The following is a 20,985-nucleotide window of genomic DNA, read 5'->3' on the forward strand; positions in this document are numbered from 1 at the left end:
GGCTGGGGTCTGATGGCAACTGCTTAGTTAGCTGTCAATGTTCGCTATGTGCGAGAAGCGGACGTTAATGAACATGGCTATACAATCCATTGTCAAAAGACTTATGCTCATTCGAAGATAGCAATCTCAGTTTGTCATGACCCTGTCATCAGAGACTGCGCCATGCGTCTATTGCTATTTCATATGAGTTGAGACGCGCCTGGTGATCGTAAATCCAGGAGTTCACCATAATTTCATCCGTGCCGGTTCTCTCTGCGAGGCTTTGCAACCGTTCATGGACAATCGCCTTATCACCCCAGATTGACTCACGTAGCAGGGAGGCAACTGCGGCTTTCTCATGACTTGTCCATAGTTCGTCCATCTCCTCCACAGGAGGGGGAAGCTGAACGTTCACTCCACGGATGAGATTAAGGAATTTCTGCTTCTCTGTGCTGCTCAGGTATTCGGCCTGAGAGGCAGACTCGGCAGCCACAATATTGACGCAGATAAGTACATAGGGCTGCTGCAGCTGCGCTGAAGGCTTAAATTCACGGCGATAAGTGTTGATGGCCTCATTCATGGCGTCCGGGGCAAAATGTGCGGCAAAGGCCAGTGGCAGGCCCTTTTGGGCTGCCAGACGTGCGCTGAACATGCTTGACCCCAGCAGCCACACTGGCACGTCCGAGCCTGAACCCGGAATAGCGCGAAGCATCTGACGTGGCTCCGGGAGCGCCATTAACGCCATCAGTTCGTCCAGCTGATCCGGAAAGTCGAGCCCGCGTGACATTGAATCACGCCCTAGCGCACGCATGGTGAGCTGGTCAGTGCCGGGAGCACGACCGAGTCCCATATCAACGCGGCCGGGGTAGAGAGCATCCAGCGTGCCGAACTGCTCTGCCACGATGAGCGGTGCATGATTTGGCAACATGATGCCGCCAGAACCAATACGGATAGTCGATGTGTGTGCGCCAATATGGCTGAGAGCGACTGTCGTGGATGCGCTGGCGATGTCCGGCATGTTGTGGTGTTCAGCCATCCAGTAACGAAAATAGCCTTTTCTTTCGGCAAGCTGAGCCAACTCTCTTGAGCGATGAAGGGAATGTGCGACGGTTGAGTTTTGCGTGATCGGGGATAAATCGAGTACCGAAAGAGGTACAGAGTCATAGTTCTTCATCTGGCTTCCTTTCAATTCTTCAGGTTAAGAATTTCCCTGCAGGCTGCAGGAGCCGGCAGGGCGGAAGTTCCGGATTCATTCCCGGAACCTCTCAAAGTGTGATTATCAGGACTGACTGAACTTATTCGTTAGCGGCCGCCTGCTGCAGAGTCTTTTTCGCCGGTGCGGCTTTGGGCTTGCTGCTGGAGTAAATGAAGAAGAGCGCGATGCCAAGGAAGACAACGGCGCCGAGCCGGCTCATTGAGAACGGAATCGACTCATTCCCCAGCCAGCCAAAGTTATCAATCAACATGCTCATGGTCAGCTGACCAAAAATGACGGCGACCGTGGCAACCGCAGCGCCAATGCGCTGGACGGCGAGTACCATAATGACGATATACGGCACGCCAAACATTGCACCCAGCAGCTGCCATTTAGGCACGTCCATCAGGGTCAGGGCGTGTTTGGGTTCGAAGAAGAGAATCAGCAGCCCCGTCACCAGCGCACCGATCGAAAACGTCAGGAATGCACTTTTGAATACTCCGACCTTACTGCCCAGCTGCCCATTAATAGCCGCCTGGATACTCAGCATGGTACCGCCGACGACGGCGAGAAGAATCATGATAAAAGTCATAACGTTACCTTACCCCTGTGCAACCATAACCAGCGCTGCAATGATGAAAATCAGCGCGATGATGCGTTTACTGTCTATTTTCCTGTGCGGCGTACCGAGCAGGCCGAAGTGATCAATGATCAGGCTCTTGAAAACCTGACCTGCCAGGATGCCGATCATGGTCATGGCGATGCCGATTGCCGGCGTTGCCACAGTCAGGATGGTGACGTAAATCGGCCCAAGCACGCCGCCAAGCAGTTGCCAGGAAGGCTGCGCAAAGAACGACGGGCTGTTACGCGGGCTGAAAAAAAGCATAAGCAGGAAGGTCAGCGCTGCACCCACACTAAATACGCTGAAGGTAGCCCAGAGGTCACCGACCTCTCCACCCAGTGGCCCGAGCAATCCTGCCTCTACGGACAGTCCCATGCCTCCGGCAATTACAATTAAAATCAGTATCAGATGCATAGCAATTAGTCTCCGGTTGTCCAGGCGGAGAAGACTACGCCTTAACAAACGTGAGAAAAATGCCATAATGAGATAAACACCTGTGCAGGATATGCATCAATGAATGAGCCCGGTAATATCAGTATTCGCGCCCTGCTGATTTTCATAGACGTTTATGAGTCGCAGAATTTCTCTGTGGTGGCACGCCGGGAAGGGATATCTGCCTCTCAGGTCTCGCGCATTATCTATCAGATGGAGGATGCTCTCGGGCAGCAACTTTTTTACCGCAATACCCGGGCAATTATCCCGACAGAAAGCGGCCATCTTTTTATCCGCTATGCGCGGGCCATGACGGGTAGCCTGGAGGAGGCGCGGCGGGAGCTCAACGAAAGAACACTTGAGCCTTCAGGAATAGTCCGTATAAACGCACCGGTGTTCTTTGGGCAGCGGCATGTGGCTCCCGCATTAGCTGGTCTGACGGAGCGATATCCAAGGCTCAGCATTGATCTCACGCTGACCGATGATTACATCGATCCACACCGGGATCCGGCTGACGTGATTTTCCGGATTGGCGCGCTAATGGACTCCTCATTTCATGCACGTGTGTTTGGTCAGCAGTTCTATCATCTCGCCGCATCACCGGATTACATTCGCCGGCACGGTATACCTGAATCACCTGAAGAGCTCGCGCGTCATAAATGCCTGGTCTATCGTGGCTCCTCAGGACCAAACCGCTGGCTGCTGCGCAGTCATGGGGAGCAATGGGTGCACTATCCCGTCTCGCCGCTGATGTCATCTAATAATGCTGAAACGTTGCTGATTGCCGCACTTGGGGGGATGGGGATCGTGCTGTTTCCTGACTGGCTGATTGGCGAACGGCTGAAGAGTGGTGAACTGGTCGTGCTGCTGCCGGAAGTTGACTCATCCATAAAAACAGAGCCGCAGCATATCGCGGCAATCTATCCGAATGCCCGCCACCCTCCGCTGAACGTTCGGGCTATTATCGATTACTACCTTGAAGCGTTCGGCTCACCGCTTTACTGGCAGTCTGAATAAGATATTCTGGCTTTATAGCTCATCTTTAAAATAGCTGGTCGCTTACAGCAGCTACACCAACTACGGTGGTAGATGCTGCTTATACAGAAGGTTATTTTAAATATTCGCACAGCCCGCTCTTCGCACCCGTCAAACTGACAATGTCCGCTTTTGGCACAAAGCGGACGGAAATAGGTGAACGTCCGCTATGAGCGAAAAGCGGACATTCATATTGCATGGTATTGAACTGGTTACGTTGCAAAAGGAACTGTAAATGGCAGCAGACGAAATCACACTGCTGCCAGCGATAGCCTTCTTCTTTTTATTGAATAGGATTTGCAACCAGCATGGCGCTGAGAGAAAGCATAAACAGGGCTATCGCAGCATCAAGCACGCGCCACGCAACGGGCCTGTGAAAAACCGGCTGAAGAAATCGCGCGCCGAATGTCAGGGTGGTAAACCACACCACGCTGGCAATACAGGCCCCGAAGCCGAACATCGACTTGCCTGCGCCGGGATAACGTGTGGAAAGACTGCCAACGAGCACCATGGTGTCCAGGTAAACGTGCGGGTTCAAAAACGTAAAGGCCATGCAGGTCAGAAGCACTTTTTTACGGCTTCCGGCGCCTTTGTCAGCAGGCTTGAGCGCCTCCGCACCCTTTATGGCGCGCCATGCCGCCATCAGCCCGTATACAGCCAGAAACGCCGCGCCGGCAAAACGCAGCACCTGCAGCAGGCCAGGCCACGCCTGTACGAGCCGGCCAATACCCGCCACGCCCGACAGGATAAGCACAATATCGCCCAGAGAGCAGATGGCCACGACCAGCCAGACGAAGTTGCGCTGAAGCCCCTGGCGCAGGGCAAATGCATTCTGTGCGCCAATGGCCATAATGAGGCCGGCACCGGTGGCAAAGCCGGCTGGAATTGCAGATAAGTACATATATCACTCTGAATAAGGTCAGGAATAAGCGCGGGCTGCGCCCGCGCTGGATAAGCCGGGATTTTGTGCCGGCTCAGGAGCAAAGACAGGGTCAGGATGCTTCGATAAGCGACACGCTGTACTGCAGGCCTGGCATCATGGCCTCCAGCCCGTAGGTCAGCATTTTTCCGGCTTCCTGCAGGGCATCGAGCGGCATTTCAGGCAGGCTTTCCAGAATAAACCACATGTGTTTATCTGACGCGCTCAGGCGGGTCCGCACCCCCTGACGCCAGTTCCAGCGGCGACAGGTGACGCCCGCGTCGTCGCACCATATCACTTCACCTGCATCAGGATACTCCACAGTGGCCTGACCATCCTTCAGCGAATCAAACGGCTCGTTTCCGCTGGCTACTATAAGGCGGGGGCTGCCACGATAAGCATCTCCGTTTTCACCTCCAACAGGGACGGCGTAGCGCAGGCTTACTGCGTTATACAGGTCTACTACCGGGTCAAGGGCCGCCATGGAGCCGTCTCTCAGCACGCGTTTGCGTAGTGTCTCTGCCGAGCAGGGTGTGCGCTTTGGCTTTGCCCCAAAGGCGCGAAAGACCTCTGACCAGGCATTCAGATGGGCGTCCGCCCAGTCAGGCTGACCGGCGAGGACGTCTTCACACGCTCTGCGCAACGCGACCTCGCCGACGCTGGCATTAACTACCGGGGCGGCAGTCACGCTGATGCTCAGTGCGCGAAAACCTGGCGCCAGCTTTGCGACATCAGGGCTGATTGACGGATGTACTGCGAACATTAGATAATCCTGTAATGACCATTTCAATACATGATAATGACCGGTGAACAAAAAAGTCAATATACCGACCGTGACGGGCGCTGATGCTTCCGTTGTTAATGAGGCTCTGTCGACCGCCGTCAGGCAATATCGCAGCCAGAGGAAAATGTCGCTGGATGAGCTGTCAAGGCAGGCGGGCGTGAGCAAAGGCATGCTTGTGGAAATTGAAGCCTGCAGAGCCAATCCCAGCATCGCACTGCTTTGCAGGCTGGCGTCGGCCATGGGCGTTTCAGTAGCGGACATCGTTAACGTGGCAAGCAGCCCAAGCGTGTACGTTATTTCTGCGGATGACATCCCCTGCCTGTGGCACGGAGAACATGGAGGCAGCGCGCGCCTGCTTGCCGGCACAAGCGGCCCGGACATGGTTGAGCTCTGGGAATGGAAAATGCACCCGAACGAGATTTTTGAAACCGGAGGACACTCTTATGGCACAAGCGAACTTCTCCACGTTGTGAAGGGATCCCTGCAGCTGACGGTGGGAGAGGAAAGCTTTATCATCGGGGAAGGCTGTTCGGCGGTTGCCCGCACGGACGTGCCGCACAGCTATGCCTGCGCAGATGAGGGCGCGCTGGTATTCACCATGACAGTGAGCGAACAGGGCCGCTGAGAACAGTGATGGCAGATACATGCCATCACTGAGAGCGTCACGCCGTCAGGACGCGAGCTTCATCATAACGAGGCCCGCTATGATAATCACCGCCGCGAGTATGCGCATCGGGGTCGCGGGCTCTCCCAGAAAATACAGCCCCACAATAAACGATCCGACAGCACCAATGCCGGTCCAGATGGTGTAGGCCGTTCCCAGCGGCAGGGAGCGCATGGCGGTCGCCAGCAGAGCAAAACTGACTATCAGGCCGGCCACGGTGGCGAGCGTATAAAGCGGGCGCGTGAAGCCCTCCGACAGCTTCATTGAATATGCCCAGGCCACCTCAAGCAAACCTGCAGCAACAAGCATTAACCAGGCCATAGATACTTCTCCTTATACTCTTTGGGTCGTCCCGTAAAAGGCCCTGATTGTGCGCGGGTCGTCCCGCCACGGCCGGAATTCAGTGGACTGGTTCTTTTAGCTCTGCGTGGCGGCAAGCCGGGCGGCAAAGCCGATAAACAGCAGGCCGGTGAGCGAATTGACCAGTGCGACCAGGCGCCTGCGCGTGCCCAGCCAGCGGGCAACCGCCGCGCCGGTCAGCAGTAAAAACGTCATCCATGACAGGCTGATGAGCTGCAGCACCGCGCCCAGCACGCTGAATGCGAGCGCACTGTGTGCCGTGGCCGGATCGATAAACTGAATAAAAAAAGAGACGTAGAACAGGATAGATTTCGGGTTCGTGATGCTCAGCATGAGCGCCTTCAGAAAGTAGTTCTCCTGTCTGACCGCCGGAACCGGCGCGTCCTGCGGAGGCTGACGGAGGGCAGACCAGATGATTTTTATGCCCAGCCAGCTGAGAAAGAGCGCACCCAGGTACTTCACGGCGGTAAACACGTGCGGGCTTGCCTGAATCAGCGTGGCGATGCCGGCCCAGGCCAGAAAAATAAGAAACATGTCTCCCAGCACCACACCGGCAACGCCCCGGTACGCGGCGCGCATCCCCCGGCTTATTCCCGTGCGCAGTACGTACAGGCTGTTAGGGCCTGGAATCATCACGATTACCAGCGCGCCGGCGAGAAACGTCCAGAAATTTATCACGCCATAGTCATGAAACATGTGTTACCTCTCCGGCTGCGTCTGTGACGCAGAAAATATGCCCTGGCCGGCCCGTCAGAACAGGCTGACCGCGTTGCCTGACTCATGAAGCGCGTCCGCCAGGTCCTGTGCCAGCGCCTCAGACTGCTCATCGCTGAGTGAGCCGGGCGTCAGGCGAATAGCGTACTGCGGCTCCGAAAGATAAAAGCCTGTGCCCGCGCGGACGAGCCAGCCGCGCGCTTCCATCAGGCTGACGAGCGCGGCGGGTTCCCTGCACAGTGGAAGCCAGACGTTAAGCCCGTCGTATTCCCGCGCAGCCTCCACGCCGCATGCGCGAAGCGCGGCGAGCAGAACGTTACGCCTGTCCCTGTAGAGAGCAGCTGCTGTGCTGACTTTGCGCGCCACGGCCGCAGATGACAGCGCCTTCTCCGTCATGTCCTGCAGGATATGGCTGACCCAGTGCGTGCCAGAGGCCATGCGCCGGCTCAGTCTTTCTGACGTGCCGGGGTTGCAGGCGACCAGCGCCAGCCTCAGGTCAGGGCCGTAAAATTTTGAAACCGAGCGGACAATGGCCCAGTTCTGCGTTTCAGCAGCAATCACGTTCTGATATTCGTGCGCCGAAAGCAGCGAAAAGTGATCGTCAACGATAACCATCACGTGCGGGAAGCCGGCCAGTACGGTCCTGATTGCTGCCGCCCGCTCCGGGCTCAGGCTGCAGCCGGTGGGGTTATGCGCCCGGGGCGTGACGATCACGACCTGCGCCCCCGCGTCCAGCGTCTCCTGCAGTGGGCCGGGAAGCAGGCCGTGCCGGTCAACCGGCACGCCGGCCGGAACGTATCCGAGGCTGCGAATGGCATTGATGCTGCTCAGAAAGCAGGGCTCCTCAACCGCAATTTTCTCGCCAGATATCAGGTAGCCGGTTATCAGGCGCTCAATGGCGTCAACTGCCCCATGCGTGAGGCCGAGGCCAAACGTACCGGGCACGTCACGGCTGAACCACTCACGGCCCGCTTTCTCAAGACACGGGTTGATGACGCTTCCGCCATAGCTGCGCGGCGTCAGGCTGACGGCCTGCAGCAGCGGCGCCAGGTCCGGCAGCACGGACGGCTCCGGATTGCCACCTGACACATCAGTCAGCACTGTCTGACTGGCGGGGCCTTCCTGTTCCGTCACGTCTTCAGGCTGTGTGATGGTGGTGCCGTAGCGCCCGTTAGTGACCGCGATGCCGGCTGCCGCCAGCTTTTTGTAGGCTGAGGCAACAGTGTTGCGGTGCACCCCGAGGCGGACGGCCAGCTCCCTGACGGGCGGCAGCGCGTCACCGGGCTGTAGCCTGCCTGTGCGGACTTTCTGCCTGACGGATTCAAAAATTTCAGATGCTGTCATTGTCTCTGCTCCGGCCTCAGCCAGCCTTCAGGGAAAGAAATTTTCAGGGGGCAATGTTGGTTGCTGACCGACAGTGCCTGCTGAATATCCGTGCCGTAAATAAAAATAATGCCTGAGGGCATTATATCTTTTCCTGCAAACATTGTCATGTGACAATAAATTACGCTGCTGCTATTCTCGCCGGTATTCAACCAAATCAACCCTGCAGGAGCATTCTATGTTTACCGGTCTGAGCGCCTTTCCGCTGACGCCCGTCACACCCGCCGGTTTTGACGAACGCGGTTTTATTCGCATTCTTGAACGTATTACGTCCGCCGGCGCCGATTCGATTGGCGTTCTTGGCTCAACGGGCAGCTACGCCTACCTGACGCGTCCGCAGCGCAGCCGGATAGCCGGCATTGCAAAATCACATGCAGGAAATATTCCGGTCATGGTCTGTGTCGGCTCGGTCAGCACCGATGAGGTGCTGCGTCTGGCTGATGACGCACAGGCGGCCGGTGCTGATGCGCTGCTGCTGCCGCCGGTTTCGTATCAGACGCTCAGGGATGATGAGGTTTTCGGCCTGTTTGAGACGCTGATGCAGCACGTATCGGTGCCGGTGTGCATCTACGACAACCCCGGCACGACGCGCTTTGAATTCTCAGACGAGCTGCACGGACGCATCGCCCGGCTGCCCGGTATCCGCTCCGTTAAAATTCCGGGCGTTCCGTCTTCGCCGGATGACGCACGGGCGCGCGTGCAGCGGCTGAAGTCGACGCTGCCTGACGGGGTGACGGTCGGGATCAGCGGCGACGCCAGCGCCGCAACCGGACTCAACGCTGGCTGCGAGGTTTGGTACTCCGTCTGCGGCGGCCTGTTTCCGCACGCGGCAAAAGAAATTACCGACGCGGCGGCCCGGGGAGAACGTGAGCGGGTCGTACAGCTCAGCGATCGCCTGCAGCCGCTCTGGAGCCTGTTCCGTAAGCACGGCGGCAGCATCCGCGTAATGGCCGCTGCCGCCGGCGCACTCGGGCTGACGGACCCAGACTGCCTGCCCCGGCCTCTTCGTCCGCTTTCTGCCGGTGATATTGCAGATGTCGCTGCCGTTATCCGCAGCCTTGCACTGAGGTAAGGAACATGAAAGAGGAAGCACTGTCAGGCTGCGCCCGGGCGGAGGGTATGGACAGAGCCGGACTGGCCCGGTACGTGCTGGCCGCCACGCTTGCCCGGCTGGCTGACGGGGGAGGCGTCCTGGCAGTGATCCTTCTGTGTGTTGCCGGAAGTGGGTCCGCCGCCTGGGCCGGCACGCTGGCCGCCTGCATCACGCTGCCTCACCTTGCCGGCCCCTTCATTGCCCGCCGTCTGGACACGGCACATGACGGCCGGCGCGTCATTGCTGCCGCCTGCCTGATTCATACCGGGTTCATCCTGGCGGCGACGCTGACCTTCTCCTCCGTACCGCTCTTTATAACAGGCGTCCTGCTGGCCGGAGCTGGCCTCTGCGGGCCGCTGCTTACGGGCGGCATCAGCAGCCACCTTCCGGCCATTGCCGGCCGTTCCCGGGAAAGTCAGCGCCGGGCACACGGCTGGGACGTGGCAACCTACGGGCTGGGCGGCACGGTCGGGCCTTCCCTGGTTGCGGCGCTTGCCGCCTGGTTTTCTCCTTCCGCAGCCCTGTATGCGCTGGCGGCCGCAACGGCGCTGGCCGCTTTTTTTATCATGCGCATTCCGCACACCTCCGGTGCCGCCGCAGGTGAAAACCGGCAGGTGCCGGGGCCTGTTGCGACGATGAGGCTTATCGTCCGGAATGTTCGCCTGAGAAGAACGCTGTACCTGACGCTTGCCGTGGCCTTTTGCGTGGCGGTGCTCCCGGTCACGGCCGTCAGCCTGGCTCCAGCGCTCGGCGTGGCGGCCACCACGGCGGCTTATCTGACCGTTGCTTATGGCAGCGGTAACCTTACCGGCTCCGCATACCTGATGGCTCGCCCGCTCAGCGGCGAACCCGATACCCTCATGGTCCGCTTTGCCTGTTTCATTGCTGCCGGTGTCTTTCTAATCCTGCTGAACATGCACTTTGCTGTTCTGCTTCTGCTTTTTTTTGTAACCGGCATGCTTAACGCAGGATTTTTTGCCGCTACCCTGGCCGCGCGGAGCGAATATTCCCCTGCGGAGTGCCGGGGGCAGGTATTCGTCTGGGTCGGCGCGTTGAAAATCACGGCGGGCTCGCTGGGCTCGGCCGCCGCCGGCAGGCTGATACTGACGGACAGCGGCTGGCCACTGGCTCTCGGTATCATTGTACTGGCTTCTTTTATCAGCATCGCGATAACAGAACGGACGCTGGCTTCCCTTAGTCCTCCGGAAAGCGGCGAACGGGACAGGTGTTAATAAACAAAGACTACCTTTTACTGCATTCAATAAAGGATGCCTTTATAAAAGGTTTATTTCCGGCTGAAAGTTCAACAGTGCAAGTCAGACAATGTCCGCTTCTGGCACAAAGCGGACTGGTTTGCAGGTCAATGTCTGTTATGAGCGAAGAGCGGACGCGCCATAATCTTATCAGCCAGCCTTCAAACATTTCATATTTGAAACAGTCAAATTCATGTTAACCCACTTACTCAGCACAGGAGAAAGTGGGTTAACAATGACAGCAGCTACTTTATTTCAGAAAATCAGTTATGAGTCTGATATTTTCGCTGGTTTCAAATGGTAAACCACCATGACCTGCTCCCTGAATCATTTTATAACTAACAGGGATATTATATTTTTTCAGCGCGCTAACAAGAATGGCTGACTGGCCTGTGCCAACATTGCAGTCATTACTCCCATTTTCTATAAAGAAGGATGGTGCGTTATTTTTTACATAGATCGCCGGGTTAGCCGCATACACTTTTTTCTGATTATCAGACAGTGTACCACCGAGATACTGCTCTTCAAGGGTTGGTTGATGGTTATCATTATTCACCGGGCATCCCTGACCAGTCACAAAATTCTGTATTTTACTGAAGTCAACCGGGGGATACAGTGCCACCACGCCCTCAGGTTTGATGAAGTTTTCAGGATGCTTTTTCCCGGCATTGAATGTCGGGTCATCGAAAGCTAGTCCGGCCAGGGAAACAATATTTGCACCGGCTGACTCTCCATAAAAATATAATCTTTGTGGGTTCAATTGATATTGATTTGCATGTGATGTAATAAATTCTGAAGCCAGAAAGAAATCCTGAACAGCTGCCGGAAAGCGACTCTCTCCGGATAACCGGTAATCAACACTGACAAATGCATAGCCTTTCTTTAAGATGGCATCCACGATACTAAAGCTGGCCATTTTTTTGTTTCCAAATTTAAAACCTCCTGGATGAGCATAAATAACCACAGGATAAGGCCCTTTTGTATTCATGGGAAGATAGATGTCCAGTTTCTGAGTACTGGAATCTTCTCCATAAGAAACATCAGAAAAGGAAGGGGAATAAGATTTGTCGTGTAGAGTTGGTCCCCCCTGAGGGATCGGATTCATGCGTTTTTCCTGAGTATCTGCAAATACAGCAGAAGTTAAAAAGAACAATGACGAAATGGATATTAATGTAAGACAAAGGTGTTTTTTCATAAGGGCTCCTGGAAATCGCGGGTATTTTTAACTCTTGCAAAAAAGCCAGCAAGTCTTTTAACTGGGGTTATCCGCTGGCCAGCCCCGGATAAATTCATTATTTCTGAAAGTTCGCTCTTCGAAACATATTAATCTTTGCTCGCCGGGCGGGCCTGTCGGTGTTCGACAATCAAGAGTCCGGCCCAGTTATTGTTTCCATCGTGCTAATCCCCGGAACAATCGTCATATGCAGCATGTCAAAAACAGAAGCAAGTAAAGCACCAGCGTGCCTTTGACGGGCAAGCTTGTCAGCAGTCTTAACGGGAACTTGCAGCATTAATCACTTCCATTAACCGGCCGGAGGCGGATTCCAGCATTATCATTTTGAGTTCATGATGATTCAGATGAGGATAAAGCTCGCTTAACATACCCAGGCGGAGCCAGTACTCAGCCTGAGCATTCACTGAGCGTGACATGGCCTTACTGGCATCACGGATGTCATTTTGCAAAAAATCGGAAATTTTAACGATATCCATTGTACACATACCATAACAATATATATGTGAATCGTAACTTATATCAGGGACTGACCTGTTGCCAGCAAACTAACATAGCGCGATGTAAGCAACGTCCGCTTCTGGCACTTAGCGGACATTGCATCCCATCCCATTACAACCGCTCAGCGCCATCAATTTTTAGCTCATAAACAACACAGGGCACGTCATAATGCTGTTCTATCGCTTTGTAAGTCATACCTAACCGCTGCATCACTCGCTGAGAAGGGATATTCTCAGGATCGGAAACCGCCACTAAATACGTCGCGCCTGTCTGCTCTTGCGCAAAATTAATAATCGCTTTAGCTGCTTCTGTCGCATAGCCTTTACCATGCTGATCCGGGACAAGCCGCCAGCCAATCTCTAAAGGGGCGTCCTCTACATTCGCCAGATGCTGAAGGCATGCTGCACCAACGATGGTCTCTGAAGCTTTTTCTTTGATCGCCCACCACGAGAAACCATATTTTTCCCATCGGGCCTGAACACGCCTGATGTTTTCCCAGGTCTCTTCCGGTGTTTTGATAACGCCATTATTGATATAACGCATCACGCCGGCATCATTATCCATCACCCTTAATCCCTCATAGTGTGAGTCATGGAAGGGTTCGAGCCTCAAACGTGCAGTTTCTAAAACCATCTGACACTCCTTTTCATGTGAGTATGTTGACTGGATATTGGATGCACAACGATCTATGAATCAACGTATCACGTGGTTTGCTGCATAAGCTATGGGCGCTGAGTAAATTGATATCCGCTAAGGGTGAAAACATCCCCTGATTATTTTGCAGCGGAAGAGAGTGAAACAAAGCCGTGTAGCATTGATTTGCACGGCACAATCTAATGTCAATCTTTTCGTTTTGCTTACGTACTTTTTGTGACGGGTTCATTAAAATCTCCTGTGAGAATGAACGTTCACTACAAGGTATTTCATGAAGACTTTTCAACGCGGCATGATCGCCGGGCTGATGATATTAGCTGCCTCTTGCGATCAAAATAGTCAGCAATCCACTCCAAACACCATCACAGAAGTTGGTATAAAAACACTGCATAATCAATCCGTTAATCTGGAAAGTGAACTTGCCGGGCGGGTAACCGGGAGTATGACGTCAGAAGTGAGGCCGCAGGTTGATGGCATCATTCTTAAACGCCTGTTTACCGAAGGTGATGAAGTCAAAGCCGGCCAGGTGCTGTATCAAATTGATCCTTCAAGCTATCAGGCCAGCTACGACCAGGCCGTAGCGCAGTTGAAGAATGCCCGGGCTCTGGTGAAAAGCAGCCAATTAAAAGCTGAGCGATATGCGGCGCTAGTGAAAGAGAATGGCGTGTCGCGTCAGGATGCTGATGATGCGCAGGCGACCTATCAACAAAACGTCGCTTCAGTCGATCAATATCGTGCTGCCGTGGAAAGCGCGCGCATTAACCTCAATTACACCCAAATTAAAGCGCCGATCGGCGGCCGTATTGGTATCTCATCGGTGACGCCAGGCGCACTGGTAACGGCCAGCCAGACAACGGCTCTGGCGACGATTCGTGATCTTGACCCTATCTATGTTGATCTTACCGAATCCAGCGTGCAACTGCTGAAATTGAAACGTCAGCAAGCCTCATTGCAACAGGACACTGATGCCGTGCCTGTGACGGTGAAACTGGAAGATGGCACTCTCTATAATCACCCCGGCAGGCTGGAGTTGACTGAAGTGTCGGTGGATGAAGCTACCGGCACCGTTACGTTGCGTGCGCTCTTCCCGAATCTGCAACATGAACTGTTGCCCGGCATGTATGTTCGCGCCAGCGTGGTCAATGGCGTGAAAAGCGATGCCATCCTGGCGCCGCAACAAGGGATTACCCGCAACGCGAAAGGCAATGCGACGGCCCTGGTAGTGGATAAAGAGAACAAAGTTGAAAGCCGTGAAGTAGTGGCCGATCGCGTGATTGGCAACAAGTGGCTAATCTCCTCCGGATTAAACAGCGGTGACAAATTGATCGTTGAAGGCACCGGGAAAGTGCAGGCGGGAATGAGCGTTAAAGCAGTCGAAGTAACGTCAGACGATAAAGCCGTGACCAGCGAGGGCAAATAATATGTTGGCTCAGTTCTTTATTCGTCGTCCGGTTTTTGCCTGGGTAATCGCTATCTGCATCATGATGTTTGGCATCCTCAGCATTAACAGCCTGCCGGTTGCGCAATATCCGGATGTTGCACCGCCACAGATCAGCATCCAGGCGACCTATACCGGTGCATCAGCGGAAACGCTGGAAAGCAGCGTTACCCAGGTCATTGAACAGCAGCTCACCGGACTGGATGGTTTGCTCTATTTCAACGCCACCAGTACCGCGTCGACCGGCCAGGTGAAAATCACGGTCACTTTCCAGCAGGGTACCGATCCCGATATTGCTCAGGTACAGGTGCAGAACAAGGTGCAACAGGCAGAGAGCCGCTTGCCGACCGCCGTGACCACTCAGGGCGTCACCGTGGAGAAAGCGCAGAGCGACTTTCTGCTCATTCTTGCGGTGTACGATAAAACTAATAAAAGCAGCTCATCTGATGTTGCCGACTATATGGTCAGTAACATGGAAGATACTCTCGGGCGAGTGCCGGGTGTAGGAAGTGTGCAGGTGTTCGGTGCTGAATATGCAATGCGTATCTGGCTTGACCCCAGCAAACTGGCTTCCTACTCCCTGATGCCATCCGATGTCACGGCCGCGCTTGAGAGCCAGAACACGCAGGTCTCATCCGGGCAGTTGGGCGCGCAACCTGCGAGCAAAGAGCAACAATTAGTGGCAACGGTACGTTCCCGCTCTCGTCTGCAAACGCCTGAGCAATTCCGCAACATTGTGCTGAAAAGCCAGACTGATGGTTCCGTGGTGCGGCTGAGTGATGTCGCCCGCGTTGAAATGGGAAATGAAGATTACAGTGCCAATGTGCTGGCGAATGGCCATCCGGCATCAGGCATGGCAATACAACTGGCTTCGGGTGCCAACGCGCTTTCAACCGCGGAACAGGTGAAATCCACCATCAATGAATTCCGTAGCAGCATGCCTGCGGGCTATGAAATTGCTTATCCGCTCGACAGCACGGATTTCGTGAAAATCTCTATTGAAGAGGTGGTAAAGACGCTAATCGAAGCGGTGATTTTAGTTGTCATTGTGATGTTCATATTTCTGCAGAACATCCGGACCACGCTTATCCCGACGATTGCTGTTCCCGTGGTATTACTGGGCACCTTTGGCGTGCTGTCGCTCTTCGGCTACTCGATCAACACCCTCACCATGTTTGGCATGGTGCTCGCCATTGGCTTATTAGTAGATGATGCAATAGTCGTGGTTGAAAACGTGGAACGTGTGATGCGGGAGGAGGGGCTTCCGCCACGTGAGGCGACGGAAAAATCCATGAAAGAGATTACCGGTGCGCTGATCGGTATAGCGCTGGTGCTCTCTGCCGTATTCCTGCCAATGACATTCTTCAGCGGTTCGACGGGAGTGATCTACCGTCAGTTCTCCATCACCATTGTTTCGTCTATGGTGCTATCGGTGATTGTGGCGCTGACGCTCACGCCGGCACTTTGTGCCACCTTACTCAAATCACATCATCATGAAAGTGGCGGTAAAGGCTTCTTCGGCTGGTTTAACCGCAGCTATGAAAAAGTTCAGGCGCGCTATCAAAACGGCGTCGGTCATGTGGTACAGGGCTCCGTACGTTATTTGCTGCTGTACGGCGTGCTGCTGATCGGCTGTGCCGTGCTTTATATGCGCCTGCCAACCGGCTTCCTGCCAACCGAAGACCAGGGTTACATCATGGTGCAGTACCAGCTGGCGCCGGGGGCCACCGAGAATCGTACCAGTGAAGTACGTCGCCAGGTACAGCAGTACTTTGCCACCCGTGAGAAAGCTAACGTTAACGTCAGCATGCTGGTAAACGGCTTTAGCTTTGCGGGTAGCGGTCAGAACGCCGGTATTGGCTTTATCTCGCTGAAGAACTGGAGTGAACGTAAAGGCAGTGAGAACAGCGCCGATGCGATTGCTGGCCGCGCGATGGCGGCATTGTCGGGTATCCGTGATGCGCAGATTTTTGTGCTGTCGCCACCGTCGGTGTCCGGGCTTGGTCAGTCCAATGGTTTCACCTTTGAACTTCAGGCGCGCGGAGCCACCGATCGTGACCAACTGCTGAAAATGCGTAATCAACTGCTCGCAGCCGCGAATCAGGACCCGGCACTGAGTGCCGTTCGTGCCAACTCCCTGCCGGATCTGCCGCAGCTGGATGTCAATATTGATGACGCCAAAGCGCAGTCGCTGGGCCTGACCATCAGTGACATTAACGACACGCTGAGCGCAGCCATTGGCGGTAGTTACGTCAATGACTTCACCGATCGCGGTCGCGTCAAAAAGGTCTACATGCAGGGCGATCAACAGTTCCGCAGTAAGCCAGAAGACATTGACCAGTGGTATGTACGTGGAACCGATAGCAGCAGTAACACCACGATGGTGCCGTTCTCATCGTTTGCATCGTCGAAGTGGGCGTATGGCCCGGATGTGCTGTCGCGTTATAACGGCCTGGCATCCTACGAGATTCAAGGCTCGGCTACATCGGGTAAGAGTTCCGGAGATGCTATCACTGCGATGGAAAAACTGGCGACGAAATTGCCTGCCGGCACGACATTCGCCTGGAGCGGACTCTCGTATCAGGAAAAACTCGCGGGCAACCAGGCGATATCGCTCTATGCGTTCTCACTGATTGTGGTGTTTCTGTGCCTTGCCGCTCTGTATGAGAGCTGGTCAGTGCCGTTCTCCGTCATGACGGTGGTGCCGTTAGGGGTGATTGGTTCGCTGCTGGCGATCACGCTGCGAGGTTTAGAAAATGATGTTTACTTCCAGGTAGCGCTGCTCACCATCATCGGACTGTCGGCGAAGAACGCCATTTTAATTGTGGAGTTTGCTGAAGAGCACTATCGCAAGGGGGAGAACCTTGTTAAAGCGGCGGTTCATGCGGCCACTCTGCGTTTACGTCCTATCATCATGACCTCGCTGGCGTTTACCGCTGGGGTGCTGCCACTGGCGATCTCCACCGGCGCAGGGGCCAACAGCCGTATCGCCATCGGCACCGGTATTATTGGCGGGACCTTAACCGCAACCTTGCTGGCTATCTTCTTTGTACCGCTGTTCTTTGTGCTGGTCCGTCGCGTCTTCCCGGCGATTCCGCGGGATGATGCACAGTCAACCCAATCAACTGTGAAGGCGGAGGAGTAATGGCCATGTCTGCAAAACTTTTAGCGGTGTTTTTACCCTGTTTCCTGACGGGATGCGTTTCGCTGGATCCGCATTACGAGCGTCCCAGAGGAGCCGTCCTTGCTGATGATGCCCGGCACAACGAACAAGAGAAAGCGGCTAACTACCGTGATATCAGCTGGCAGGATTATGTGCTGAATACTCAACTCCGCCAGGTTGTCGCGATGGCGTTGAATAGCAGCCGTGACTTGCGCGAAGCGGTAGCGAGTGTGAAATCGGCGCATGCGCAGTATGGTGAGCAGCGTGCCGATCTCTTCCCGACACTCAGCGCTGGCATAAGCGGGACTCGCTCACGCGCACTGACAGGAGAGGGCAATCAAACCGCCCTGACTAATACCTACTCAGCGGAAGGGAGCGTCAGTTCATTCGAGCTGGATCTGTTTGGTAAAAACCAGAGCCTGTCGCGTCAGCAGTATGAAACCTATCTGGGCACGCTGGAGGGCGCACGCAGTACGCGCCTGACGGTGCTGTATAGTACCGTGGATTACTGGCTACAGTTAGCAGCCGACCGCAGCAATCTGGCGATTGCGAAGGAGACGGCAGAGAGTGCGCGCCAGTCACTGGACGTAACGCGAAAACGTCTGCAAAACGGTGTCGATTCGATGGTTGATGTGGCTTCAGCAGAAACCACCTATCAGTCTGCACAGGCGGATGTGGCCAGCTACACCACCAGCGTGGCGCAGGATAAGAACGCGCTGGACCTGGTAGTGGGTAACAGCGTGCCGGATAATCTGCTGCCGCAGGGCATTGAGGCAATTGGTCATGCATTGCGTGAAGTGCCGGCTGGCGTTTCTTCGGACGCTCTGAATAATCGTCCCGATGTGTTGCAGGCCGAGCATAATCTGAAAGCAGCAAATGCCAGCATCGGTGCGGCGCGTGCCAATTTCTTCCCGAGTATTTCACTGACCGCCAGTGGTGGCGTCGGCAGTGCCGATCTTTCGTCGTTGTTCAAAAACGGCGCGGGCATTTGGTCGTTTGCACCGAGTATTTCACTGCCGATATTTAAAGGTGGATACAATGTTTCCTTGCTGAATTACACCAAAGCGCAGAAGGAGTATTACGTAGCGGTATATGAAAAATCGGTGCAAACCGCTTTTCAGGAGGTGGCTGATGCACTGGCTCGCCGTGGCACTATCAACGAACAACTGACCAGCCAGCGTAACAACGTTGCTGCCTCGCAAACTTACTATCACCTTGCGGACCTGCGTTATCAGAGTGGGGTAGATACTTATCTGAATGCGTTAACCGCGCAGCGTACGCTCTATACCGCGCGGACCAGCCTGGTCAGCGTTGAACAGGCGTACTATCAGAACCTCAACACCTTCTACAAGGTAATGGGCGGCGGCACGGCGCGGGAGGAGTCAAAGCTGAAACTGTAGGTTCATTGGGCGCACGCTGGCGCACATGAGTGAGCACCCTACAAAATTACGTCATATCTTTGTAGGGTTGCCATTCATGGAGCTTGTATCAGACGCGAATAAAAATGCGCCATAGTTGCGGTCAAGAGCCTATCCTGTGGCAGGATTTATTATCGGGGTTCCATCGAACTGTTGCCTCGCGTACCATGTACCAAAATTAAATAAATAGCGTTATATCGCAGTCTGTTTTCAGGAGATATCTTTGAGCAAACCAGATAATTTAACTTTCTTACAACAGCGTCAGCAGTTAATCATTTCGGCAGCGAAAAACTGTTTTAGTCGTTCCGGTTTTCATGGCACGAGCATGGCCGATATTAGCCGTGAATCGGGTTTAGGGGCGGGCCAGATATATCGCTATTTCTGTAGTAAAGAGTTGCTTGTCAATGAAACGATAAAAAGTATCGCAGTGAGTTGGCGTGTATTTTTAGCGACCAATTTGCCACAACAAACCACGACTAAAGATATTATTGATGCGGAATCTTCATTTTGGCAGGATTGGCCGTTTCAGGATCGGTGTTTATTGCTTGAAATGTATTCGGAGGCGTCTCGTGATGCATCGGTCCGGGAAATGCTGGCACATCAGGAGCAACTATTGGTTGCGGAGCTAGACAAGCAATTTGCACAGAAAAGTCCCGGGGCGAGTCCGCAAACGCGCACTAACCGCATTCAATTTTTGCTGATGCTGGTGGATGGCGTGGCCTGTCGTGCATTTGGTGAGAAAAAGGTGGACCAGCAAGAACTGAAGCGCATTGACGGTATTCTTAGCCGCCATCTGTTGCAGTGATTTACGTGGTGGCGTGCAGATTGACGTCATGCGTAACCGTATCAAAAAATGACATAAAGCTGATGGGTACGTCGCGTTGCTTCATACAGCGACGAATGATCATCCCATCTATCACCAATGACATTACATACAAACGGGTTTGAATCACATTAGCCTCCAATGCCGGATTAAATCCCTGTTGCTGCAGAATAAAATTATTTTTCAAAGTCTGCCAGGCATCATGCATAATCTGCTGAATCCGTTCATTGCGCGTGGCTTCTGACGATATCTCTATCAGCAGTACAATGCTTTTCTCGACATCCGGGGGCACAATATCTTGTGCGGAATGGATGATTCCGCCCGCATGGGCGATCTTTGCGAAATCGGCATTCAGTAAAGCGATCATGCGCTGCACCACATTTTTAACCAGCGCTTCAATAATTGCCTCTTTATTTTTATAATACTTATAGATCAAACCAATGCTGACATCTGCCTGGCTGGCAATATTCTGGATTGTCGTTTGATGGAAACCCTTCTGCCGCATACATTGCTCGGCTGCATCGAGAATTTGATCGCTACGATTCATAATAACTCCGGACAAATGAAAGGAACATTTTACTATTTATTGATATATATAACCATAGTATTTTAAAGGGTGAATTTAATGAGAGGCGAATCAGGAGTGTGTACAGGGTAGGGGTATATGATTATTCAGTAACGGTATACAGACGTTTTATCTTTGCCAACTAAAAATCCCCACGACATTAAACATAACATCTCTATCCTGACCATTTATCGATAATCCGGTTCGTTAATCTTCGACGGGCGTGCCGTCCTTGTCGGCGGCTTCCCATAAGGCTTTCAGGCTACTTGCCTGCTTCCTCTTCCTGGAGCTGTCGGGATTCGCGCTCATCAGAAAATGCCCGATGAGTATAACTATACTCATAACATTATCTGATTCACTTGATAATAATTGAGACTTTTACCTTATGGCATGGGTTAGTTAATCTCTGTTCCATCGAAAGCAGACATGTATCAACTACCCAAACTAAGGATTAAGACCATGAAAACTATCAAAGTTATGTCAATCGCCGCCGTTGCCGCTCTTTCACTGATCTCAGCATCAGGCTTCGCGCAAACTGTTACTGCGACAGGCTCCACACTGGACGGTGCTGAAGCTAAAATTGCTGCGCAGGCGCAGCAGCAGGGCGCCCGGTACACCATCACCGAGGCCAGCACCAGTAACATCATCCATATGACCGCAGAGCTACACAAATAAGGGATGGTCGCAAAGGGAAGTGCCGGAAGAGGCTACCTGTCGGGTGGCCTTTTTCGCATCTGAATTTTATTGCACAACAGATCA

21 protein-coding genes and 1 pseudogene are annotated in these 20,985 nt (G+C 53.8%); 9 read left to right on the forward strand and 13 right to left on the reverse strand.

What is annotated here, in order from left to right; all coding sequences use genetic code 11:
- Nucleotides 1-148: 148 nt before the first annotated feature.
- The 3 genes from HA48_RS14455 to HA48_RS14465 all read right to left on the reverse strand — a co-directional run bounded on the left by HA48_RS14455 (nucleotide 149) and on the right by HA48_RS14465 (nucleotide 2,210).
- The gene (locus HA48_RS14455) at nucleotides 149-1,153 is read right to left on the reverse strand and encodes an LLM class flavin-dependent oxidoreductase (protein WP_128601943.1); all 1,005 of its coding nucleotides are present in this window, start codon (nucleotides 1,151-1,153) and stop codon (nucleotides 149-151) included.
- A 121-nt stretch (nucleotides 1,154-1,274) separates the two neighbouring features.
- Nucleotides 1,275-1,766, reverse strand: coding sequence for a DMT family transporter (locus HA48_RS14460; protein ID WP_128601944.1), 492 nt, complete (start codon nucleotides 1,764-1,766; stop codon nucleotides 1,275-1,277).
- A gap of 9 nt (nucleotides 1,767-1,775) precedes the next feature.
- Nucleotides 1,776-2,210, reverse strand: coding sequence for a DMT family transporter (locus tag HA48_RS14465; RefSeq protein WP_128601983.1), 435 nt, complete (start codon nucleotides 2,208-2,210; stop codon nucleotides 1,776-1,778).
- Nucleotides 2,211-2,309: 99 nt separating this feature from the next.
- Between HA48_RS14465 and HA48_RS14470 the strand changes: the two genes are divergently transcribed.
- Entirely contained in the window at nucleotides 2,310-3,245 is a 936-nt protein-coding gene (locus HA48_RS14470) for a LysR family transcriptional regulator (RefSeq protein WP_128601945.1), read from the forward strand.
- A gap of 301 nt (nucleotides 3,246-3,546) precedes the next feature.
- Here the strand turns inward: HA48_RS14470 and HA48_RS14475 are convergent, their stop codons facing one another.
- Together HA48_RS14475 and HA48_RS14480 are read right to left on the reverse strand one after the other, a co-directional pair.
- A complete protein-coding gene (locus HA48_RS14475) occupies nucleotides 3,547-4,113 on the reverse strand; it encodes a LysE/ArgO family amino acid transporter (RefSeq protein ID WP_244182862.1) in 567 nt (188 codons plus the stop codon).
- Nucleotides 4,114-4,255: 142 nt separating this feature from the next.
- The gene (locus HA48_RS14480; RefSeq protein WP_128601947.1) at nucleotides 4,256-4,945 is read right to left on the reverse strand and encodes a B3/B4 domain-containing protein; all 690 of its coding nucleotides are present in this window, start codon (nucleotides 4,943-4,945) and stop codon (nucleotides 4,256-4,258) included.
- Nucleotides 4,946-4,988: 43 nt separating this feature from the next.
- On the opposite strand from HA48_RS14480, the gene HA48_RS14485 reads away from it, so the two are divergent.
- Nucleotides 4,989-5,591 carry a helix-turn-helix domain-containing protein gene (locus HA48_RS14485; RefSeq protein WP_128601948.1) on the forward strand — a complete coding sequence of 201 codons (603 nt, stop codon included), beginning with the start codon at nucleotides 4,989-4,991 and terminating at the stop codon, nucleotides 5,589-5,591.
- A gap of 45 nt (nucleotides 5,592-5,636) precedes the next feature.
- On the opposite strand, the gene HA48_RS14490 is transcribed toward HA48_RS14485, so the two are convergent.
- From HA48_RS14490 to HA48_RS14500, 3 genes are all read right to left on the reverse strand, one after another.
- Complete coding sequence (locus tag HA48_RS14490) at nucleotides 5,637-5,951, reverse strand: DMT family transporter (RefSeq protein WP_128601949.1); 315 nt, start codon at nucleotides 5,949-5,951, stop codon at nucleotides 5,637-5,639.
- A 96-nt stretch (nucleotides 5,952-6,047) separates the two neighbouring features.
- Nucleotides 6,048-6,686, reverse strand: a complete 639-nt coding sequence (gene leuE / locus HA48_RS14495; RefSeq protein ID WP_128601950.1) for a leucine efflux protein LeuE — start codon at nucleotides 6,684-6,686, stop codon at nucleotides 6,048-6,050.
- 54 nt (nucleotides 6,687-6,740) lie between these two features.
- The gene (locus tag HA48_RS14500) at nucleotides 6,741-8,048 is read right to left on the reverse strand and encodes an aminotransferase class I/II-fold pyridoxal phosphate-dependent enzyme (RefSeq protein ID WP_128601951.1); all 1,308 of its coding nucleotides are present in this window, start codon (nucleotides 8,046-8,048) and stop codon (nucleotides 6,741-6,743) included.
- A gap of 217 nt (nucleotides 8,049-8,265) precedes the next feature.
- On the opposite strand from HA48_RS14500, the gene HA48_RS14505 reads away from it, so the two are divergent.
- Complete coding sequence (locus HA48_RS14505) at nucleotides 8,266-9,159, forward strand: dihydrodipicolinate synthase family protein (RefSeq protein WP_128601952.1); 894 nt, start codon at nucleotides 8,266-8,268, stop codon at nucleotides 9,157-9,159.
- A 5-nt stretch (nucleotides 9,160-9,164) separates the two neighbouring features.
- On the forward strand, nucleotides 9,165-10,412 hold the full coding sequence (locus HA48_RS14510) for an MFS transporter (RefSeq protein ID WP_128601953.1): 1,248 nt from the start codon (nucleotides 9,165-9,167) through the stop codon (nucleotides 10,410-10,412).
- 271 nt (nucleotides 10,413-10,683) lie between these two features.
- Here HA48_RS14510 and HA48_RS14515 read toward each other — a convergent pair whose 3' ends face one another.
- The 4 genes and pseudogenes from HA48_RS14515 to HA48_RS14530 all read right to left on the reverse strand — a co-directional run bounded on the left by HA48_RS14515 (nucleotide 10,684) and on the right by HA48_RS14530 (nucleotide 12,798).
- A complete protein-coding gene (locus HA48_RS14515; RefSeq protein ID WP_128601954.1) occupies nucleotides 10,684-11,628 on the reverse strand; it encodes an alpha/beta hydrolase in 945 nt (314 codons plus the stop codon).
- Nucleotides 11,629-11,762: 134 nt separating this feature from the next.
- Nucleotides 11,763-11,944 (reverse strand): annotated as a pseudogene (locus HA48_RS22565) (type I methionyl aminopeptidase); the annotation flags it as partial.
- The gene (locus HA48_RS14525) at nucleotides 11,925-12,143 is read right to left on the reverse strand and encodes a ParD-like family protein (protein WP_128601955.1); all 219 of its coding nucleotides are present in this window, start codon (nucleotides 12,141-12,143) and stop codon (nucleotides 11,925-11,927) included. The pseudogene HA48_RS22565 and the gene HA48_RS14525, both read right to left, overlap by 20 nt.
- Before the next feature lie 133 nt (nucleotides 12,144-12,276).
- On the reverse strand, nucleotides 12,277-12,798 hold the full coding sequence (locus HA48_RS14530) for a GNAT family N-acetyltransferase (protein ID WP_128601956.1): 522 nt from the start codon (nucleotides 12,796-12,798) through the stop codon (nucleotides 12,277-12,279).
- A 292-nt stretch (nucleotides 12,799-13,090) separates the two neighbouring features.
- On the opposite strand from HA48_RS14530, the gene HA48_RS14535 reads away from it, so the two are divergent.
- The 4 genes from HA48_RS14535 (at nucleotide 13,091) to HA48_RS14550 (ending at nucleotide 19,643) form a co-directional block, all read left to right on the forward strand.
- Nucleotides 13,091-14,239, forward strand: a complete 1,149-nt coding sequence (locus HA48_RS14535) for an efflux RND transporter periplasmic adaptor subunit (protein WP_128601957.1) — start codon at nucleotides 13,091-13,093, stop codon at nucleotides 14,237-14,239.
- A gap of 1 nt (nucleotide 14,240) precedes the next feature.
- Nucleotides 14,241-17,402, forward strand: a complete 3,162-nt coding sequence (locus tag HA48_RS14540; protein ID WP_128601958.1) for an efflux RND transporter permease subunit — start codon at nucleotides 14,241-14,243, stop codon at nucleotides 17,400-17,402.
- Nucleotides 17,402-18,820, forward strand: a complete 1,419-nt coding sequence (locus HA48_RS14545; RefSeq protein ID WP_128601959.1) for an efflux transporter outer membrane subunit — start codon at nucleotides 17,402-17,404, stop codon at nucleotides 18,818-18,820. The genes HA48_RS14540 and HA48_RS14545 overlap by 1 nt, the downstream gene beginning before the upstream one ends.
- A 241-nt stretch (nucleotides 18,821-19,061) precedes the next feature.
- A complete protein-coding gene (locus tag HA48_RS14550) occupies nucleotides 19,062-19,643 on the forward strand; it encodes a TetR/AcrR family transcriptional regulator (RefSeq protein WP_128601960.1) in 582 nt (193 codons plus the stop codon).
- Between the two features lies 1 nt (nucleotide 19,644).
- On the opposite strand, the gene HA48_RS14555 is transcribed toward HA48_RS14550, so the two are convergent.
- Nucleotides 19,645-20,208, reverse strand: coding sequence for a TetR/AcrR family transcriptional regulator (locus HA48_RS14555; protein ID WP_128601961.1), 564 nt, complete (start codon nucleotides 20,206-20,208; stop codon nucleotides 19,645-19,647).
- A 477-nt stretch (nucleotides 20,209-20,685) separates the two neighbouring features.
- Here HA48_RS14555 and HA48_RS14560 point away from each other — a divergent pair, with 477 nt between their 5' ends.
- The gene (locus tag HA48_RS14560; RefSeq protein WP_128601962.1) at nucleotides 20,686-20,901 is read left to right on the forward strand and encodes a YdgH/BhsA/McbA-like domain containing protein; all 216 of its coding nucleotides are present in this window, start codon (nucleotides 20,686-20,688) and stop codon (nucleotides 20,899-20,901) included.
- The last annotated feature ends 84 nt before the right edge of the window (nucleotides 20,902-20,985 follow it).

This window comes from Pantoea wallisii (genome assembly GCF_002095485.1).
Taxonomy (GTDB): Bacteria; Pseudomonadota; Gammaproteobacteria; order Enterobacterales; family Enterobacteriaceae; genus Pantoea; species Pantoea wallisii.